Source organism: Paenibacillus sp. PK3_47, assembly GCF_023520895.1.
In the GTDB taxonomy this organism is placed as follows: domain Bacteria; phylum Bacillota; class Bacilli; order Paenibacillales; family Paenibacillaceae; genus Paenibacillus_AQ.
The window spans coordinates 1,793,780-1,811,504 of record NZ_CP026029.1 but is presented as its reverse complement, the minus strand read 5'-3'; the positions used below and the strand labels follow the sequence as shown (position 1 = coordinate 1,811,504).

10 protein-coding genes, 16 tRNA genes and 2 rRNA genes are annotated in these 17,725 nt (G+C 51.2%); 27 read left to right on the top strand and 1 reads right to left on the bottom strand.

Translation table 11 applies throughout. The features are described 5' to 3' along the window. The first annotated feature begins 73 nt into the window (after positions 1-73). The 8 genes from C2I18_RS08180 (at position 74) to C2I18_RS08145 (ending at position 8,970) form a co-directional block, all read left to right on the top strand. Positions 74-457: an ATPase gene (locus C2I18_RS08180; RefSeq protein ID WP_249900738.1), complete on the top strand. Its 384-nt coding sequence runs from the start codon at positions 74-76 to the stop codon at positions 455-457. A 232-nt stretch (positions 458-689) separates the two neighbouring features. Next, positions 690-977: an Asp-tRNA(Asn)/Glu-tRNA(Gln) amidotransferase subunit GatC gene (gene gatC, locus C2I18_RS08175; RefSeq protein ID WP_249900737.1), complete on the top strand. Its 288-nt coding sequence runs from the start codon at positions 690-692 to the stop codon at positions 975-977. Between the two features lie 23 nt (positions 978-1,000). Next, positions 1,001-2,458 (top strand): Asp-tRNA(Asn)/Glu-tRNA(Gln) amidotransferase subunit GatA, encoded by a 1,458-nt coding sequence (gene gatA, locus C2I18_RS08170; protein ID WP_249902045.1) that lies wholly within the window; start codon positions 1,001-1,003, stop codon positions 2,456-2,458. A gap of 34 nt (positions 2,459-2,492) precedes the next feature. Continuing rightward, positions 2,493-3,926: an Asp-tRNA(Asn)/Glu-tRNA(Gln) amidotransferase subunit GatB gene (gatB, locus tag C2I18_RS08165; protein WP_249900736.1), complete on the top strand. Its 1,434-nt coding sequence runs from the start codon at positions 2,493-2,495 to the stop codon at positions 3,924-3,926. Between the two features lie 90 nt (positions 3,927-4,016). Then, positions 4,017-4,487 (top strand): GNAT family N-acetyltransferase, encoded by a 471-nt coding sequence (locus tag C2I18_RS08160; protein ID WP_249900735.1) that lies wholly within the window; start codon positions 4,017-4,019, stop codon positions 4,485-4,487. 41 nt (positions 4,488-4,528) lie between these two features. Beyond that, positions 4,529-6,454 (top strand): DUF4097 family beta strand repeat-containing protein, encoded by a 1,926-nt coding sequence (locus tag C2I18_RS08155; protein ID WP_249900734.1) that lies wholly within the window; start codon positions 4,529-4,531, stop codon positions 6,452-6,454. 128 nt (positions 6,455-6,582) lie between these two features. Next, positions 6,583-7,014, top strand: coding sequence for a peroxide-responsive transcriptional repressor PerR (gene perR, locus C2I18_RS08150; RefSeq protein WP_249900733.1), 432 nt, complete (start codon positions 6,583-6,585; stop codon positions 7,012-7,014). A gap of 234 nt (positions 7,015-7,248) precedes the next feature. Continuing rightward, positions 7,249-8,970 carry a glycosyl hydrolase family 18 protein gene (locus C2I18_RS08145; protein WP_249900732.1) on the top strand — a complete coding sequence of 574 codons (1,722 nt, stop codon included), beginning with the start codon at positions 7,249-7,251 and terminating at the stop codon, positions 8,968-8,970. Positions 8,971-9,053: 83 nt separating this feature from the next. On the opposite strand, the gene C2I18_RS08140 is transcribed toward C2I18_RS08145, so the two are convergent. Then, positions 9,054-9,419, bottom strand: a complete 366-nt coding sequence (locus C2I18_RS08140; protein WP_249900731.1) for a DUF2614 family zinc ribbon-containing protein — start codon at positions 9,417-9,419, stop codon at positions 9,054-9,056. A 129-nt stretch (positions 9,420-9,548) separates the two neighbouring features. Here C2I18_RS08140 and C2I18_RS08135 point away from each other — a divergent pair, with 129 nt between their 5' ends. The 19 genes from C2I18_RS08135 (at position 9,549) to C2I18_RS08045 (ending at position 17,469) form a co-directional block, all read left to right on the top strand. Then, complete coding sequence (locus tag C2I18_RS08135) at positions 9,549-10,424, top strand: nucleotidyltransferase-like protein (RefSeq protein WP_249900730.1); 876 nt, start codon at positions 9,549-9,551, stop codon at positions 10,422-10,424. A gap of 432 nt (positions 10,425-10,856) precedes the next feature. Beyond that, positions 10,857-12,414 (top strand): 16S ribosomal RNA (locus C2I18_RS08130). A gap of 368 nt (positions 12,415-12,782) precedes the next feature. Next, a 23S ribosomal RNA gene (locus tag C2I18_RS08125) occupies positions 12,783-15,709 on the top strand. Together the 16S and 23S rRNA genes with 16 tRNA genes alongside form the textbook arrangement of a ribosomal RNA operon. Positions 15,710-15,770: 61 nt before the next feature. Next, positions 15,771-15,846, top strand: a tRNA-Asn gene (locus tag C2I18_RS08120). Positions 15,847-15,849: 3 nt separating this feature from the next. Next, positions 15,850-15,939 (top strand) — tRNA-Ser (locus tag C2I18_RS08115). 30 nt (positions 15,940-15,969) lie between these two features. Beyond that, positions 15,970-16,044, top strand: a tRNA-Glu gene (locus C2I18_RS08110). 184 nt (positions 16,045-16,228) lie between these two features. Then, positions 16,229-16,304 (top strand) — tRNA-Val (locus C2I18_RS08105). Positions 16,305-16,335: 31 nt separating this feature from the next. Continuing rightward, positions 16,336-16,409 (top strand) — tRNA-Met (locus tag C2I18_RS08100). A gap of 27 nt (positions 16,410-16,436) precedes the next feature. Then, positions 16,437-16,514 (top strand) — tRNA-Asp (locus tag C2I18_RS08095). A 25-nt stretch (positions 16,515-16,539) separates the two neighbouring features. Beyond that, positions 16,540-16,615 (top strand) — tRNA-Phe (locus C2I18_RS08090). A 20-nt stretch (positions 16,616-16,635) separates the two neighbouring features. Next, positions 16,636-16,711 (top strand) — tRNA-Thr (locus tag C2I18_RS08085). Positions 16,712-16,716: 5 nt separating this feature from the next. Then, positions 16,717-16,802: transfer RNA gene (locus C2I18_RS08080), tRNA-Tyr, on the top strand. Positions 16,803-16,807: 5 nt separating this feature from the next. Then, a tRNA-Trp gene (locus tag C2I18_RS08075) sits at positions 16,808-16,881 on the top strand. Positions 16,882-16,906: 25 nt separating this feature from the next. After that, a tRNA-His gene (locus C2I18_RS08070) sits at positions 16,907-16,982 on the top strand. A 45-nt stretch (positions 16,983-17,027) separates the two neighbouring features. Further along, positions 17,028-17,100, top strand: a tRNA-His gene (locus C2I18_RS08065). 25 nt (positions 17,101-17,125) lie between these two features. Next, a tRNA-Gln gene (locus C2I18_RS08060) sits at positions 17,126-17,200 on the top strand. A 9-nt stretch (positions 17,201-17,209) separates the two neighbouring features. After that, positions 17,210-17,284 (top strand) — tRNA-Gly (locus tag C2I18_RS08055). A gap of 5 nt (positions 17,285-17,289) precedes the next feature. Then, a tRNA-Cys gene (locus C2I18_RS08050) sits at positions 17,290-17,363 on the top strand. Positions 17,364-17,390: 27 nt separating this feature from the next. Further along, positions 17,391-17,469 (top strand) — tRNA-Leu (locus C2I18_RS08045). The last annotated feature ends 256 nt before the right edge of the window (positions 17,470-17,725 follow it).

Sequence of the window (17,725 nt, the reverse complement as noted above, 5' to 3'; positions counted from 1 at the left end):
CAGCTCTATCTTTTTTTAGTAGACTGTTGAAACAAGCAGGACCATGATAGATTTTAGGTCAGGAGGTAGGACGATGCTGCGTTTAGGAGAGAAAATTGTCATTGTCGCGGATGCTTTTGAGCAAAGTCTTCCTATCGGAGACTACGGCTACCTGATTGCTTATGACCGCAATCCTGACAATGCGTTTGATTATGTCATTCGTGTGCCTCAAGCGAACAGAAATTTTTATGTTACGGCAGAGGATATCGAAGCGGAAGAACAATTGCTGGTAGCTGAAGCAGAGAGAGCGACGCATGAAGCGTTGATCGATTATGCTTTGTCAACACATAACGAGAAGCTGTTCCATCATCTGATGAACGGTGAAGACGCGGAAGCGGAAGAGACAGACACAACAATCAAAGAAAGTATGTCCCAAGCGGAATTCATCAAGCAGGTGAACCTTCGCGCATGGATTTAAGATATCCCCGAATTTATATACTTTCAGATACATTAAGCTAGGCCGGCGAAAGCCGGCTTTTTTGTATATTTAGAAAGTATACCATTGGGGCCCCCGCAAAGTACCTGAATACGTATCGAAGCAACGCTCCACTTTGTCCAGAGACAAGCTCATTGAATTGTCCCGGCTTCTACAATATAATTAAAAACGTTATCCGGGCGCTTTAGCCCTTTAAACAGGAGGGATATTTCTTATGAGCATCACTGTCAAAGATGTGCAGCATGTGGCCAGGCTGGCCCGCCTGCAGTTAAGCCCGGAGGAAGAGGCTACCTTTACTGAGCAAATGAATGCTATTTTACGATATGCTGAGAAATTAAATGAGCTGGATACGGACAATGTAAAGCCCACGACACATGTGCTGCAGGTCAGCAATGTCATGCGTGATGATGTGGTGAAGGACAGCCTTTCCCAGGAGGAAGCGCTGCTGAACGCACCGGAGGACGAAGACGGCCATTTCAAAGTTCCCGCTGTACTGGAGTAATTATACCGAGAGGAGGAAGTATGTTGAGCCTGTTTCAATACCGTTTGCCTGAAGTACATAACATGCTGCACAGCAAGGAGATCTCTGTCAGCGAACTGACGGAAGTGTCGCTTGCTGCCATTGCCAAGCATGATGCCAAGGTGCATGCATTTTTGAGTCTAAATGAAGAGGGCGCCCGTCAGACGGCACGGGCCCTGGATGATAAGCTGGCTTCCGGAGCAGCGCGCGGCCTGCTGTTTGGTCTTCCTGCCGGGATCAAGGATAATATTGTGACCAAGGGGCTGCGCACGACCTGTGCCAGCCAGTTCCTGGATAACTTCCAGCCGATTTATGATGCTACAGTAGTGTCGAAGCTGCGTCAGGCGGATGCCGTAACGATCGGCAAGCTGAACATGGACGAGTTCGCCATGGGCGGCTCCAACGAGAATTCCTCTTACGGAGCTGTGCGCAATCCATGGAACCTGGAGCATGTTCCCGGCGGCTCCAGCGGCGGGTCGGCAGCAGCCGTGGCGGCCGGTGAAGTATTCTTCGCCCTGGGTTCTGATACCGGCGGTTCCATCCGCCAGCCAGCCTCCTATTGCGGCGTAGTCGGCTTCAAGCCGACATACGGTCTTGTATCCCGTTACGGTCTGGTCGCTTTCGCTTCCTCGCTGGATCAGATCGGTCCGGTTACCCGGACTGTTGAGGATTCCGCATATGTGCTGCAGGCTATTGCCGGCTATGACGCACAGGATTCCACCTCTGCAAAAGTAGAGATTCCGGACTACTTGAGTGCGCTCACCGGTGATATTTCGGGTCTGCGTATCGCCGTACCGAAGGAATATATCGGCGAAGGTGTAGAACCGGCCGTGCGTGAGAGCGTGCTTGCTGCGCTTAAAGTACTCGAAGGTCTTGGTGCAGTCTGGGAAGAGGTTTCCCTGCCGCATACCGAATATGCTGTTGCGGCTTATTACCTGCTCTCCTCGTCGGAGGCATCTTCGAATCTGGCGCGTTTTGACGGAGTCCGTTATGGCGTGCGTGTGGATGAGGGCGGCGGCCTGCTTGATCTGTACCATAATTCCCGCAGCCGCGGATTTGGCCCGGAGGTCAAACGCCGGATTATGCTCGGTACCTATGCGCTCAGCTCTGGTTATTACGATGCTTACTATTTGAAGGCGCAGAAGGTGCGCACTTTGATTAAGCAGGATTTTGATGAAGTATTCCAGAAGTATGATGTAGTAATCGGACCGACTGCCCCAACTCCTGCGTTCAAGCTGGGTTCGCAGACAGAAGATCCGCTTACGATGTATCTGAATGATATTCTGACCATTCCGGTCAGCCTTGCCGGAATCCCGGCAGTCAGTGTTCCGTGCGGATTTGCCGGGGGACTTCCTGTCGGTCTGCAGATTATCGGCAAAGAATTTGATGAGAGTACAGTGCTGCGCGTAGCGCATGCCTTTGAACAAAATACAGATCACCACAAAGAGCGGCCGCAGCTGTAATCTGCGTTCTCCGAAGGAGGGAAAAGGATTATTTATGTCTAAATACGAAACGGTCATTGGTCTGGAAGTCCATGTAGAGCTTCACACGAAGTCCAAAATTTTCTGCGGCTGCTCCACGGAGTTCGGTGCACCGCCCAATACACATACTTGTCCTGTCTGCCTCGGCCATCCCGGCGTGCTGCCGGTGCTGAACCGCCAGGCGGTGGAATATGCAATGAAAGCGGCAATGGCGCTGAACTGCACCATCGGTGATGTCAGCAAATTCGACCGCAAAAACTACTTCTATCCGGATTCACCGAAGGCTTACCAGATCTCGCAGTATGATCAGCCGATCGGCCTGAACGGATGGATTGATATTGAAGTGAACGGCGAAAGCAAGCGGATCGGGATCACCCGGCTTCATCTGGAAGAGGATGCCGGCAAGCTGACTCACGTAGACGGCGGCTTTGCTTCGCTTGTTGACTTTAACCGTGTCGGAACCCCGCTGATAGAAATCGTTTCAGAACCCGATCTGCGTTCGCCTGAAGAGGCACGCGCTTATCTGGAGAAGATCAGGGCCATTATGCAGTACTGTGATGTTTCTGATGTGAAGATGGAAGAAGGCTCCATGCGCTGTGATGCGAACATCAGCCTGCGGCCGGCAGGCCAGGAGGAGTTCGGAATCCGCGCGGAGCTGAAGAATATGAACTCCTTCCGGGGTGTTCTGCGCGGACTGGAGTATGAACAGTTCCGTCAAGGCGAGATTCTCGACGATGGCGGTGTAGTCGTGCAGGAAACCCGCCGCTGGGATGAAGCACAGGGCAAGACCCTGTCCATGCGCGGCAAAGAAGAGGCTCATGATTACCGTTATTTCCCTGATCCGGATCTTATCGTGCTGCATATTGACGATGCCTGGAAGGAAGCGATCCGCGAGACAATTCCCGAGCTTCCGGATGCGCGTCAGGCCCGCTACAGCGAAGAATACGGTCTCACTGCCTATGATGCAGGTGTGCTGACCTCCTCCAAGCCGTTGGCTGATTTCTTTGAAGGCAGCCTTGCCTATACGAAGGATGCCAAGGCTGTCGCCAACTGGATGATGGGGGATCTGCTCGGCTATCTGAACAGCAGTAATCTGGAGTTGTCCCAGGTGAAGATCACTCCGCAGGGACTCGGCGAAATGATCGGCCTGATTTCCGGAGGAACGATCAGCAGCAAGATTGCCAAAACGGTCTTCAAAGAGATGCTGGAGAGCGGAAAGCTGCCTGCGGTAATTGTTGAAGAAAAAGGTCTGGTGCAGATCAGTGACGAAGGAGCTATCAAGAAAATTGTCGAAGACGTTGTGGCTGCCAATCCGCAATCAGTGGAGGATTACAAGGCAGGCAAACAGAAGGCTATCGGCTTCCTGGTAGGACAGGTTATGAAAGAGAGCAAAGGAAAAGCTAATCCTGGATTGGTTAATACGCTGCTGGCGCAAGTGCTGAACAGCTAGAATCCGTTTTAGGGTAATATATTATAGGATTTTAGCTCAGGGCTTGTCGGCAACGGCAGGCCCTGAGCGGCATATAAGGGGAATGAGCGGATGCGAACAATAACCAGGCTTAATCTGCAGGATGATTATACTTTAGGTGAGCTATGGAGCCTGCAGCATAAGGCCTACAGACTGGAAGCGGAAATGATAGGGTTTAATGAAATCCCCCCGCTGATGGAGACGAGAGACATGCTGGGGGCCTCCAAGGAGGAATTCTTCGGCTGTTTTGACAGTGATGAGGAATTGATGGGGGCGGCGGCAGTACTGGAAGAGTCGCCGGGCCGGCTGACCGTTACCCGGATGATGGTGAATCCGGACCATTTCCGTGAAGGAGTGGCCGGCAGCCTGCTGGAATTTGTATTTGAACATTTTAGCGGTATGAAGCAGTTTATTGTATCAACCGGCAAGCTTAATGTCCCTGCTGTTACACTGTACACCAAACACGGATTTCTGCCTGCCGGTGTGGAGGAAGTGGCTCCTGGTGTTGAGCTGATTGAATTTCACCGGAACGGCAGGCTTTGATGCATAACAAACGTAAATCTTATGGAAGGAGGCATCCTGAAATGAGTCCTGATCAACGGCCCGGTTCCCCGATGTCCCCTCTGGAGGAAGAGCGGAGTAATTCTGCTGCGGAAGGATCGCAGGATGCCGGAGAGCAAAAGCCCCGCTTGATTCCCCCGCGTCCGAAACGCCGTCCCCGCAAACGCAAGTTTATTGCCGGGCTGCTTGCAGCTTTGATTCCAGGGACAGGGCATCTTTATTTCGGGCTTCTCCGCAAAGGGATTTCCTTTATTTTTGTGATTTTGCTGGATATTGCGGCCATGCTGTATTTCTCATCGATCGGAATGCAGATTAATGTGCCGTTGCTTGTCCTGCTGGCTCTGCTGATTCCGGTACTCTATTTTTACAATGTGTTTGATGTGCTGCAGTCTGCTGACCGGATACTTGCTGCTTCTGCCGGGCAGGAGTCTGATACTCCGCTGAATCCGCAGCCTGCACCCTCCAAGCGCCGTTCTTTGATCAGCGAGCCTGGAATCTCCTTTGGGCTTCTGCTGCTCATCGGCGGAGTGCTGATGTTTCTTTTCCGTCAGAAGCCGCCTTGGCTGCAGCAGTTTATTGAAAATTATGCAGGTCTGGTGATGGCAGCCGTTCTCATCTTCGGAGGCCTGTGGCTGGGTGTCCGCGAAGTCCTGAAAGGATGGCTCACTTACCGGAGAAATGAACGCCCCCTGCGCCGTGTCGGCAGATATACGGCAGCGGTACTGCTGACTGGCGTGGGGATTCTGTTACTGCTGGATTCCTTATACGGGACAGACCGCATGTTCCTGCTATTGGATTGGTGGCCAATCGTTCCGGTATTATGGGGGCTGGAATATCTGCTGATTTACCTGTTCTCACGCCGTATGTCTTCTCCTGCGCGCGGTTACAGAGCCCGGATGGATTTGCGGGGGATCGTAACTTCGCTTGTACTGGCTGCCAGTGTATTTATCGTAGCCGAACAGGAGCATTACCTGCATTTATGGAATCGCGTCAGCCTGAATTTGACGGCTGCTGCTGTCGATTACGGTGAAGCTGAAGGAAGCAGGTTTCAAAAAGCGCCGCTGGTCGTTCCAGTAGAGCTCAGCACCGCCAAAATAACCGTCGACGGCATCAACGGCGATATCCTGCTTCATCGTGCACCTGTGGAAGATGTGGTGATTACAGCTACCGTTTGGGTGGATCAGCTCGAAGGACCGGTAGCGGAGGCTATATCGGAACAGTCTTTTGTGGAAGTTACTGAAGGCACTACCATCAAAATCACTCCCCAGACCAAGGCTTACGGAGACTCCGGCAAAAGGCAGCCGCGGATGGATCTTGATATTTCGCTTCCGGAAGACCGCCGCTTTAATTTTGAAGTACGCACGATGAACGGCGGCATTACGCTGCAGAATGTGGAAGCTATCGCGGATATTTCCCTGGAGACCGGTAATGGTGAGCTGATTTTGCACAGGGTGCTGGGAGATGTAAAAGGAAAGACGCTTAACGGTGCTGTCAGGGCCCGGACGGTGCAGGGGAATATTGAGCTGTCTACGGGCGGCGGTGATATGAATGCCTGGGATGTGACAGGGGCCGTGAAGCTGTCGACAACGGTAGGGAACATATCGGCAGTGGGCAGCAGTGACGAGCTCGATCTGGCCAGCAAGAACGGAAATCTGGAAATTGACGGTGCCCGAGCGAAGCTGCATGCAGAATCCCTGAACGGCAAAATTGACATCCGCTCGGAGTTTTTTGGCGGGGACTGGGATGTGTATAGCGCGGTAGGCGATATCAATCTGTATGTGCCTTCGGCGGGGAGCTTTACCGTTGAGGGATCGAGCGGCTATGGCAACATTACTACCGACCTGCCCGGGCTTACCATTGACAAAAAAACCATCTCCGGTGAGATCGGAACAGGCGAGTTCAAGCTGCGTGTAGAAGGAAACAGTAACCTAAATGTGAGGGAATATTGAAAAAAGTAATTTTTATTATATAATAATGAATATAATATACTTACTTCGTTGACAACATTGAAAGCCGGGTCTTACAATTGCAGTAGTGTTCAACTATTATGTTTTTTAATTAAAAGGCGGTGGAATTGATGGGTAGTGGCGTACAGCATGCATTGGAACAACTGAAGACTACCGGTGTCCGTATTACGCCTCAGCGTCATGCGATTCTTACGTATCTGATGGAAGCGTTGAATCATCCTACGGCAGACGATATTTACCGTGCGCTGGAGCCGCAGTTTCCAAGCATGAGTGTGGCAACTGTATACAATAATCTCAAAATGTTCATGGAAGCCGGCATGGTCCGCGAGCTGACTTATGGTGATAATTCAAGCCGTTTTGATGCCAATGTGTCCGATCATTATCATGTCATCTGCCAGGAGTGCGGTAAGATTGAAGATTTCAGCTATCCTTCGCTTCATGAGGTGGAAGAGCGTGCTGAGCAGGCGACGGGCTTTAAGATTCACGGATTACGCATGGAGCTGTATGGTGTGTGCCAAAGCTGCAGCGAGAAGCCGCACTGAGGTCATAAGGAACAGCCGCTTCAGGTCACTAAGAGATGTCAAAAGAATTAATAACGTGTGGTATCCGTGAACCGGAAGCCTCACGTTTTTATTTTTTTGCGGACGTCGAGGTTTTTAATCTATGAATAACATTCCAGTAGATTTACGCAACCAAAGGCACTACTATAGCGTATAAAATAAGATTGGCCATTGTCAGCTTTTACAAACTTTATTTATTCGTTTGGAGGATATATTTTGAGCAGAAGACAGAGACACAACCGCACCAAAAAGCGAGGAAGTCTTTACCGCCGTCTGTTAGGCCTTGTCGTTATAGCGGCAGCCGCACTTTGGGTAGTTTATTATGTACTGCCGAACCGTGCACATATTGATCCCGACTGGAAAGGGCTTGAGAAGCCTGTTTTTGTCAAAGGAGAGCTCACGGGCTATTCGGCAGCCGGTACAGGGGAGGGGCTGCTGCTGCCGCTTCCGCTGCTGCAGGAATACGTGGATTCTTCCATCCGTTACGAGGATGAGAGTAAATCAGTCATTCTGTCGACAGACAGCGAGCTTTTATATATGCAGGAAAACTCCACTTCAGCCAGTCTGAACAACCAGCCGCTCCAGCTGAGGCTCGCTCCTGAGGTGACGGACGGAGTAACCTACCTGCCTGCGGATACACTTGAGGATTTGTACGGGTTCGAGGTTGAGGAAGATATCGCTACCGGGGCTGTTCTTCTAATGACTGCCGGAGAGACTGTGCCGCTTGGAACGGTAAAAGGCGAGAGCGGGGACCGGACCAAAGCACTGCGCAGTGAGCCTTCCGTTCATGCACCCATTATTGAGGATATGTCCCCTGGAGCCGAGGTGAGAATCTGGAATGCCGACAATGAGGACTGGCTGTACGTGCAGATGAGCAGCGGTTATACCGGTTATGTCAAAGCCGGCGACATCACTCAGGACGGACAAAAGACAGTTGAACAGCAGCCGGCCGCCCCTACCCGGGCGGAGCGGAACTGGAAGGGCAAGGCCGTTAACATGTACTGGGAGGCTGTGTATGAGCGTAAGCCTAATCCGGCTGAGTTCGGCGAGCTGCCCGGCGTTAATGTAGTTAGCCCAACCTGGTTCAGTATTATAGATGTGAATGGCAATGTTCGGAGCCAGGCGGACAGCGCTTATGTGCAGTGGGCTCATAGTAGGGAAATGGAGGTTTGGGGGCTCCTCAGCAACAGCTTTGATGCTGACCTCACAACTGAAGCATTATCCACCTATGAGAGAAGGATGAATACGATCGTACAAATGCTGGAATACGCCGATTTATACAAGCTGGATGGCATTAATATTGATTTCGAGAATGTGTACACCAAAGACGGAGAGAATGTTACCCAGTTTATGCGCGAGCTGAAGCCGATGGCCCAGGCCAAAAATCTGATTGTTTCCATCGATGTAACCCCGAAGTCCAACAGTGAAATGTGGTCCTTGTTCCTTGACCGCCGTGCACTGGGGCCGCTCGTTGATTTTATGATGGTTATGGCCTATGACGAGCATTGGGCGTCCAGCCCTACAGCCGGCTCTGTAGCTTCGCTGCCGTGGGTGGAGCGTTCGGTCTCCCGTATCCTTGAGGAGGATGACGTCCCTGCTGAGAAGCTCATTCTGGGTGTGCCTCTGTATACCCGTATTTGGACGGAAACTACAGAGAATGGCGAAAGCAAGGTAAGTTCCAAAGCGGTTAGCATGAACGCCGTTCAGAAAATTATTGCTGAGAAGAAGCTGACGCCTGTCTTGGATGAAGAAGCAGGACAGAATTACGTGGAGTATACGGAAGACGGAGCTTTGCGCAAAATATGGATTGAAGACAAGCTGTCTCTTTCATCCAGAGTAGAGCTGGCGGAGTCATTCGGGCTTGGGGGATTAGCCTCGTGGAACCGCAGCTTTGCCATTCCGGAAGCCTGGGAGGCGCTGGAGAAGATTCATCAATAACCTTATACAGCATTCATTTGCAAAAACAAGGGGCTCCGATATCGGAGCCCCTTGTTTTATTTGAACAGAATAATTTGTTGTCTTTAAGGATGTAATTGCCGGCTTTCCAGCTGTTCTGCAGTGATGGTTGCAAGCAGCGGATCCCGGGTGAGCAGGGTGTGGCAAAACATGCACCGGTCAGTTTTTCCCAGCATCTTGGTGAGCTTGCGGCATTCCGGGCATTCCAGCTGTACCGCGCTTGTTGAGAGCATGCCTGCCCAGAAATAGATAGCGAGGCTGGCCATCATTGAGATTAAACCGATAACCAGACCGATTGCAGCAAATACTTTTCCGGCTGAGCCCCAGAATACGATTCCCGCCGTTCCCAGGATCATCAGACCCATTCCGAGCATTGTAAGCAGAAGTCCCCATGTGCGAAAAGCATTGATTTTGGCTGATTTAAGCTTCATGAGTATTTACTCCTAACTAAAATATAGTTCGGCTGTCCAGAAGGAACTGACATAAATATGTAGAATAATTATATTTAAGAGAATTATAACTGACTTGACGCAAAATCGCCATATTTGATGGAGGGAAGTATGGAACTATCCAATTTAACCCTGATTAGTGGAGAAACCTTCGATGATAATGTTTTGGGAGCTGTTGCGCTGCGCGGGCAGGGGGAGGCTCCGTTCCAGAGTGCGCTTCTTCATGATTTTGACATGGTCGTCTTGATGCTGCATGAGGAGGAGGACAAAGAGCGTACGATTACCCATACCATTGCCGGTGAGAGACGGACCCAGGCTGTGCATGTAGGTTTGGCTGCGCTTGAGAGGGCTCTGATGGCAGGGGATAATAATGAGCTCATTACCACCTTGATGGCAGGCGATGTGATTTGGGACCCGCAAGGAGTGCTGGGAGAAATGCGCCGGGAGATTATACAATTCCAGGGTGCCCTTAAGGAACGGGTGTTGTTCATGGAATTTGCCCGTTTTTTGCATATGTATGTGAAGTCCAAACGTTATCTGGATGCAGGCTGTACCATGGATGCATACAACTGTGTGCTGATGGCTTTGTATCATTGGGCAAGAATTGAGGTCAGCGAAGCTGGGAAATTTCCTGATCCTGCAGTATGGGAACAAGTAAAGAGAATGAATTCCTCTGTCCACAAGCTGTATGAGGAGCTTACTGTCAGTACCGAAACACTTGACCAGAGAGTCGAGCTTATTATGCTTGCCTGCGAGTTTGCGATTATGTCCAAAATGGCTGATTGCTGCGTAATACTGCTGAACATCCTGGGCAGCCGCAAAGAATCATGGAGTATACAGGAACTGCTGCAGCATTCAGGGCTGAGTCCGCTTGGAGCAGAATTGCCGCTCGTGCTGCGTAAGCTGGTATCCCGTACCTTAATAAGAGAAATAACAGTATGGGCCGGAGATCCGGGAGAGGGGCGTACTGTCCGTTACACATTATAGAATGGATGCGGTTAGAAGCCGCCATTTAGGCCCGGTCTGACAATATAATTATCGTTTTGGATAAGGAGAGGCTGGGTGGTCTCTTTTTTTGTTTGTGCAGAGACAGGATGGGGAACAATGAAAAGAATATTTATGGTTGACTCAGGCGTTAATGTTGTGATAAATTATAACTCGTCCCTCCGACACACTGCAGAGCTGAGAAGCGGACAGTGATCAACGGAAAAAAGAAATCAAAAAAAGATGTTGACAAAAAAGAGGGCTGCATGATATATTATAAAGGTCGCTGCTGACAAGCGGCGGTGCTGAAAAAGAGAACTTGATCTTTGAAAACTGAACAACGAGTGAGTATCGGAAATCACTTCGGTGAGATCCAAAATGAGAATGCAAATTCTCGTCAGATGTTTCAAAATGAGCTATCGCTCTTTTCAATACTAATTGGAGAGTTTGATCCTGGCTCAGGACGAACGCTGGCGGCGTGCCTAATACATGCAAGTCGAGCGGAGTTAATTTGAAAGCTTGCTTTCAAATTAATTTAGCGGCGGACGGGTGAGTAACACGTAGGCAACCTGCCCCATAGCCTGGGATAACTACCGGAAACGGTAGCTAATACCGGATAATTTCTTTTTTCTCCTGAAGGAAGAATGAAAGACGGAGCAATCTGTCACTACGGGATGGGCCTGCGGCGCATTAGCTAGTTGGTGAGGTAACGGCTCACCAAGGCGACGATGCGTAGCCGACCTGAGAGGGTGAACGGCCACACTGGGACTGAGACACGGCCCAGACTCCTACGGGAGGCAGCAGTAGGGAATCTTCCGCAATGGGCGAAAGCCTGACGGAGCAACGCCGCGTGAGTGATGAAGGTTTTCGGATCGTAAAGCTCTGTTGCCAGGGAAGAACGTCCGGTAGAGTAACTGCTGCCGGAGTGACGGTACCTGAGAAGAAAGCCCCGGCTAACTACGTGCCAGCAGCCGCGGTAATACGTAGGGGGCAAGCGTTGTCCGGAATTATTGGGCGTAAAGCGCGCGCAGGCGGCGATTTAAGTCTGGTGTTTAAACCTTGGGCTCAACCTGGGGTCGCACTGGAAACTGGATCGCTTGAGTACAGAAGAGGAAAGTGGAATTCCACGTGTAGCGGTGAAATGCGTAGAGATGTGGAGGAACACCAGTGGCGAAGGCGACTTTCTGGGCTGTAACTGACGCTGAGGCGCGAAAGCGTGGGGAGCAAACAGGATTAGATACCCTGGTAGTCCACGCCGTAAACGATGAGTGCTAGGTGTTAGGGGTTTCGATACCCTTGGTGCCGAAGTTAACACAGTAAGCACTCCGCCTGGGGAGTACGGTCGCAAGACTGAAACTCAAAGGAATTGACGGGGACCCGCACAAGCAGTGGAGTATGTGGTTTAATTCGAAGCAACGCGAAGAACCTTACCAGGTCTTGACATCCCTCTGAATCCTCTAGAGATAGAGGCGGCCTTCGGGACAGAGGAGACAGGTGGTGCATGGTTGTCGTCAGCTCGTGTCGTGAGATGTTGGGTTAAGTCCCGCAACGAGCGCAACCCTTGACTTTAGTTGCCAGCAGGTCGAGCTGGGCACTCTAGAGTGACTGCCGGTGACAAACCGGAGGAAGGTGGGGATGACGTCAAATCATCATGCCCCTTATGACCTGGGCTACACACGTACTACAATGGCCGGTACAACGGGAAGCGAAGCCGCGAGGTGGAGCCAATCCCAGCAAAGCCGGTCTCAGTTCGGATTGCAGGCTGCAACTCGCCTGCATGAAGTCGGAATTGCTAGTAATCGCGGATCAGCATGCCGCGGTGAATACGTTCCCGGGTCTTGTACACACCGCCCGTCACACCACGAGAGTTTACAACACCCGAAGTCGGTGGGGTAACCCGCAAGGGAGCCAGCCGCCGAAGGTGGGGTAGATGATTGGGGTGAAGTCGTAACAAGGTAGCCGTATCGGAAGGTGCGGCTGGATCACCTCCTTTCTATGGAGAATCGTCTTCTGCAATGAAGACATTCAAATCTTAAATCTAACCGGTCGGTTAGTTACTCACTCGTTGCTCAGTTTTGAGAGTTTAAGCTCTCAAAATTCTGTAACTTCTATCGACACAGCTGTGATCGACCAGAACTTACAGAAACTTGATCCTTGAAAACTGGATACCGAAACGAATTTGCGTTTTAGAACATTCCTTTAAGCTGAACTTGTGTAAACAAGTGAAGATTTAATAGCGATGCTGAAAGCGAAGGTTTTCGATTGTGAAGCGACTTTTGGCTTTGAATATTCTAGCGTACGGAGTGATCCGGACGCGCTATTCAAAACAAGATGAGCGAACAAGCGAAACACCGTAGCGTTGGTTAAGCTAATAAGAGCACACGGAGGATGCCTAGGCGCCAGGAGCCGACGAAGGACGTGGCGAACAACGAAACTGCCTCGGGGAGCTGTAAGCAAGCTTTGATCCGGGGGTGTCCGAATGGGGAAACCCGGCTGTGGTAATTCGCAGTCACTCACATCTGAATACATAGGGTGTGCAGAGGCAGACCAGGGGAACTGAAACATCTAAGTACCCTGAGGAAGAGAAAACAATAGTGATTCCGTCAGTAGCGGCGAGCGAACGCGGAACAGCCTAAACCAGGGGGCTTGCCTCCTGGGGTTGTGGGACGTCTCACATGGAGTTACAAAAGGTTAGGTTAGGCGAAGAGGTCTGGAAAGGCCCGCGATAGAGGTAAAAGCCCTGTAGCCAAAAGTTTAACCCCTCCGAGACGGATCCCGAGTAGTGCGGGGCACGTGAAACCCCGTATGAATCCAGCAGGACCATCTGCTAAGGCTAAATACTACCTGGCGACCGATAGTGAATCAGTACCGTGAGGGAAAGGTGAAAAGCACCCCGGAAGGGGAGTGAAATAGAACCTGAAACCGTGTGCTTACAAGAAGTCAGAGTCCTCTATATGGATGATGGCGTGCCTTTTGTAGAATGAACCGGCGAGTTACGTTTAACATGCAAGGTTAAGGTGAGAAGCCGGAGCCGCAGCGAAAGCGAGTCTGAATAGGGCGATTAAGTATGTGGACGTAGACCCGAAACCGTGTGATCTACCCCTGTCCAGGGTGAAGGTGCGGTAACACGCACTGGAGGCCCGAACCCACGTACGTTGAAAAGTGCGGGGATGAGGTGGGGGTAGCGGAGAAATTCCAATCGAACTCGGAGATAGCTGGTTCTCCCCGAAATAGCTTTAGGGCTAGCCTCGGTGAATGGAGTGGTGGAGGTAGAGCACTGATTGGGTGCGGGGCCCGCAAGGGTTACCAAGCTCAGTCAAACTCCGAATGCCATTTACTTCTTGCCGGGAGTCAGACAGTGAGTGCTAAGATCCATTGTCAAAAGGGAAACAGCCCAGACCATCAGCTAAGGTCCCCAAGTGTGTGTTAAGTGGGAAAGGATGTGGAGTTGCACAGACAACCAGGATGTTGGCTTAGAAGCAGCCACCATTGAAAGAGTGCGTAATAGCTCACTGGTCGAGTGACTCTGCGCCGAAAATGTAACGGGGCTAAACACACCACCGAAGCTATGGCTTGATGCGTATGCATCAGGGGTAGGGGAGCGTTGTATGTGGGTTGAAGGTGTACCGTAAGGAGCGCTGGACAGCATACAAGTGAGAATGCCGGTATGAGTAACGAAAAGATCAGTGAGAATCTGATCCGCCGAAAGCCCAAGGTTTCCTGAGGAAGGCTCGTCCGCTCAGGGTAAGTCGGGACCTAAGGCGAGGCCGACAGGCGTAGTCGAAGGACAACAGTTTGAAATTACTGTACCACCGTAATCCGCTATGAGCGATGGGGTGACGCAGGAGGGTAGTGACGCGGACTGATGGATGTCCGTCTAAGCAGTGAGGCTGGTGTGCAGGCAAATCCGCACACCGTAAGGCTGGGCTGTGATGGGGAGCGAAAATTACAGTAGCGAAGGTCATGATCTCACACTGCCAAGAAAAGCCTCTAGCCAGGAGAAGGTGCCCGTACCGCAAACCGACACAGGTAGGCGAGAAGAGAATTCTAAGGCGCGCGGAAGAACTCTCGTTAAGGAACTCGGCAAAATGACCCCGTAACTTCGGGAGAAGGGGTGCCTCGGTAGGGTGAATAGCCCGAGGGGGCCGCAGTGAAAAGGCCCAAGCGACTGTTTAGCAAAAACACAGGTCTGTGCGAAGCCGCAAGGCGAAGTATACGGGCTGACGCCTGCCCGGTGCTGGAAGGTTAAGGGGAGTGGTTAGGGGTAACCCGAAGCTATGAACCGAAGCCCCAGTAAACGGCGGCCGTAACTATAACGGTCCTAAGGTAGCGAAATTCCTTGTCAGGTAAATTCTGACCCGCACGAATGGCGTAACGACTTGGGCGCTGTCTCAACGAGAGATCCGGTGAAATTTTAATACCTGTGAAGATGCAGGTTACCCGCGACAAGACGGAAAGACCCCATGGAGCTTTACTGCAGCTTGATATTGAATTTGGGTACGATCTGTACAGGATAGGTGGGAGCCGTAGAAGCAGGAGCGCAAGCTTCTGTGGAGGCGCCGTTGGGATACCACCCTGATCGTATCTAGGTTCTAACCTGGTACCCTAAGCGGGTACAGGGACCGTGTCAGGCGGGCAGTTTGACTGGGGCGGTCGCCTCCTAAAGAGTAACGGAGGCGTTCAAAGGTTCCCTCAGAATGGTTGGAAATCATTCGAAGAGTGCAAAGGCATAAGGGAGCTTGACTGCGAGACCTACAAGTCGAGCAGGGACGAAAGTCGGACTTAGTGATCCGGTGGTACCGCATGGAAGGGCCATCGCTCAACGGATAAAAGCTACCCTGGGGATAACAGGCTTATCTCCCCCAAGAGTCCACATCGACGGGGAGGTTTGGCACCTCGATGTCGGCTCATCGCATCCTGGGGCTGAAGTAGGTCCCAAGGGTTGGGCTGTTCGCCCATTAAAGCGGTACGCGAGCTGGGTTCAGAACGTCGTGAGACAGTTCGGTCCCTATCTGTCGTGGGCGCAGGAAATTTGAGAGGAGCTGTCCTTAGTACGAGAGGACCGGGATGGACGTACCGCTGGTGCACCAGTTGTTCCGCCAGGAGCATGGCTGGGTAGCTACGTACGGACGGGATAAGCGCTGAAAGCATCTAAGCGTGAAGCCCCCCTCAAGATGAGATTTCCCAACTAGTAAGACCCCTTGAAGACGACGAGGTAGATAGGTTGGAGGTGGAAGTGCAGCAATGCATGGAGCTGACCAATACTAATCGGTCGAGGGCTTATCCAAAAACTAACACACAAATTCGTTTCGGATTCAGTTTTCAGGCGATCAAGCCTGGTAGTAATTTTCCCTGATAGCTCAGTTGGTAGAGCACTCGACTGTTAATCGAGTTGTCACAGGTTCGAGTCCTGTTCGGGGAGCCATTTGGAGAGGTGTCCGAGTTTGGCCGAAGGAGCACGATTGGAAATCGTGTAGGCGCCACAAGCGTCTCGAGGGTTCGAATCCCTCTCTCTCCGTAGCAATACCTTTATGAAGTACACAAGCATGGCCCGTTGGTCAAGGGGTTAAGACACCTCCCTTTCACGGAGGTAACAGGGGTTCGAATCCCCTACGGGTCACCATTTCTTCTTTGAATTAGGGATGAGAATCCCAAAGGGTTCGTTGGAGCATAAGCTTCGTGAGCATTACATCGCAATCTCGTAGCGCAGCGAAGAGTATCCCCTACGGGTCACTATTTTCCTTCTAAAAAAAGACTTGCTTTTGTAACGGAGATATGGTAAGATAATTGAGTTGCTGCTTTTATATGGAGGCTTAGCTCAGCTGGGAGAGCATCTGCCTTACAAGCAGAGGGTCGGGGGTTCGATCCCCTCAGCCTCCACCATGAATTCTTAAATGAATAAATTTTTTACTGACGCGGGGTGGAGCAGCCCGGTAGCTCGTCGGGCTCATAACCCGAAGGCCGCAGGTTCAAATCCTGCCCCCGCAATTGAACTACTTTATATCTTTTCTTCTTGGAACCGTGGTGTAGTTGGCCTAACATGCCTGCCTGTCACGCAGGAGATCGCGGGTTCGAATCCCGTCGGTTCCGCCATTTAGTGGCTTAACATTATGTATATGGCTCGGTAGCTCAGTCGGTAGAGCAAAGGACTGAAAATCCTTGTGTCGGGGGTTCGATTCCCTCCCGCGCCACCATGTAATTTACAAAAGAATATGCCGGTGTAGCTCAATTGGTAGAGCAACTGACTTGTAATCAGTAGGTTGGGGGTTCAAGTCCTCTCGCCGGCACCATCTGTGGAGGCTTAGCGAAGTGGCCAAACGCATCAGACTGTAAATCTGCTCACGTACGTGTTCGGTGGTTCGAATCCATCAGCCTCCACCATCTTTAGGGGCATAGTTTAAAGGTAGAACAACGGTCTCCAAAACCGTTGGTGTGGGTTCAATTCCTGCTGCCCCTGCCAATGAAACATTTTAAAGCTTAATATGGCGGCCGTGGCGAAGGGGTTAACGCACCGGATTGTGGTTCCGGCATTCGTGGGTTCGAGACCCATCGGCCGCCCCATTACTTTAAAAGTGGTTTCGGAATATTGCAGTACAAGTTAATATGGCGGCTGTGGCGAAGGGGTTAACGCACCGGATTGTGGTTCCGGCATTCGTGGGTTCGAGACCCATCAGCCGCCCCTTTATTATCAAAAAAAAGAATATTGGGGATTAGCCAAGCGGTAAGGCAACGGACTTTGACTCCGTCATGCATAGGTTCAAATCCTATATCCCCAGCCATTTTTTTATGCGGACGTGGCTCAGCGGTAGAGCATCGCCTTGCCAAGGCGAGGGTCGCGGGTTCGATTCCCGTCGTCCGCTCCATTTATGGCGCCATAGCCAAGTGGTAAGGCAAAGCTCTGCAAAAGCTTTATCCCCAGTTCGAGTCTGGGTGGCGCCTCCATTGATTTTTGTATCATCCATATAATACGCCGGCGTGGCGGAATGGCAGACGCGCTCGACTCAAAATCGAGTGGGAAACCGTGGAGGTTCGAGTCCTCTCGCCGGTATAACTGAAGCAGGGTTATCTTCCTTAATAGGATGGTAACCCTGCTTTGCTATTCCTAATGAAATTACCTGACACTACTATAAGTGTACCAGCTTACCGCAAAATGCCCGATTGCGAATAGGGCTGCGGGGACAGCAAAAAGCAAAGCGTTCAGCCATACGGCCAGGAGCATAAAGTAAAAGACCGGAAATAACGCCATTGGAACCGGAATAAAGCCTAACGGTTGAAACAATATCGCATATTCTCTACCTCTCCAG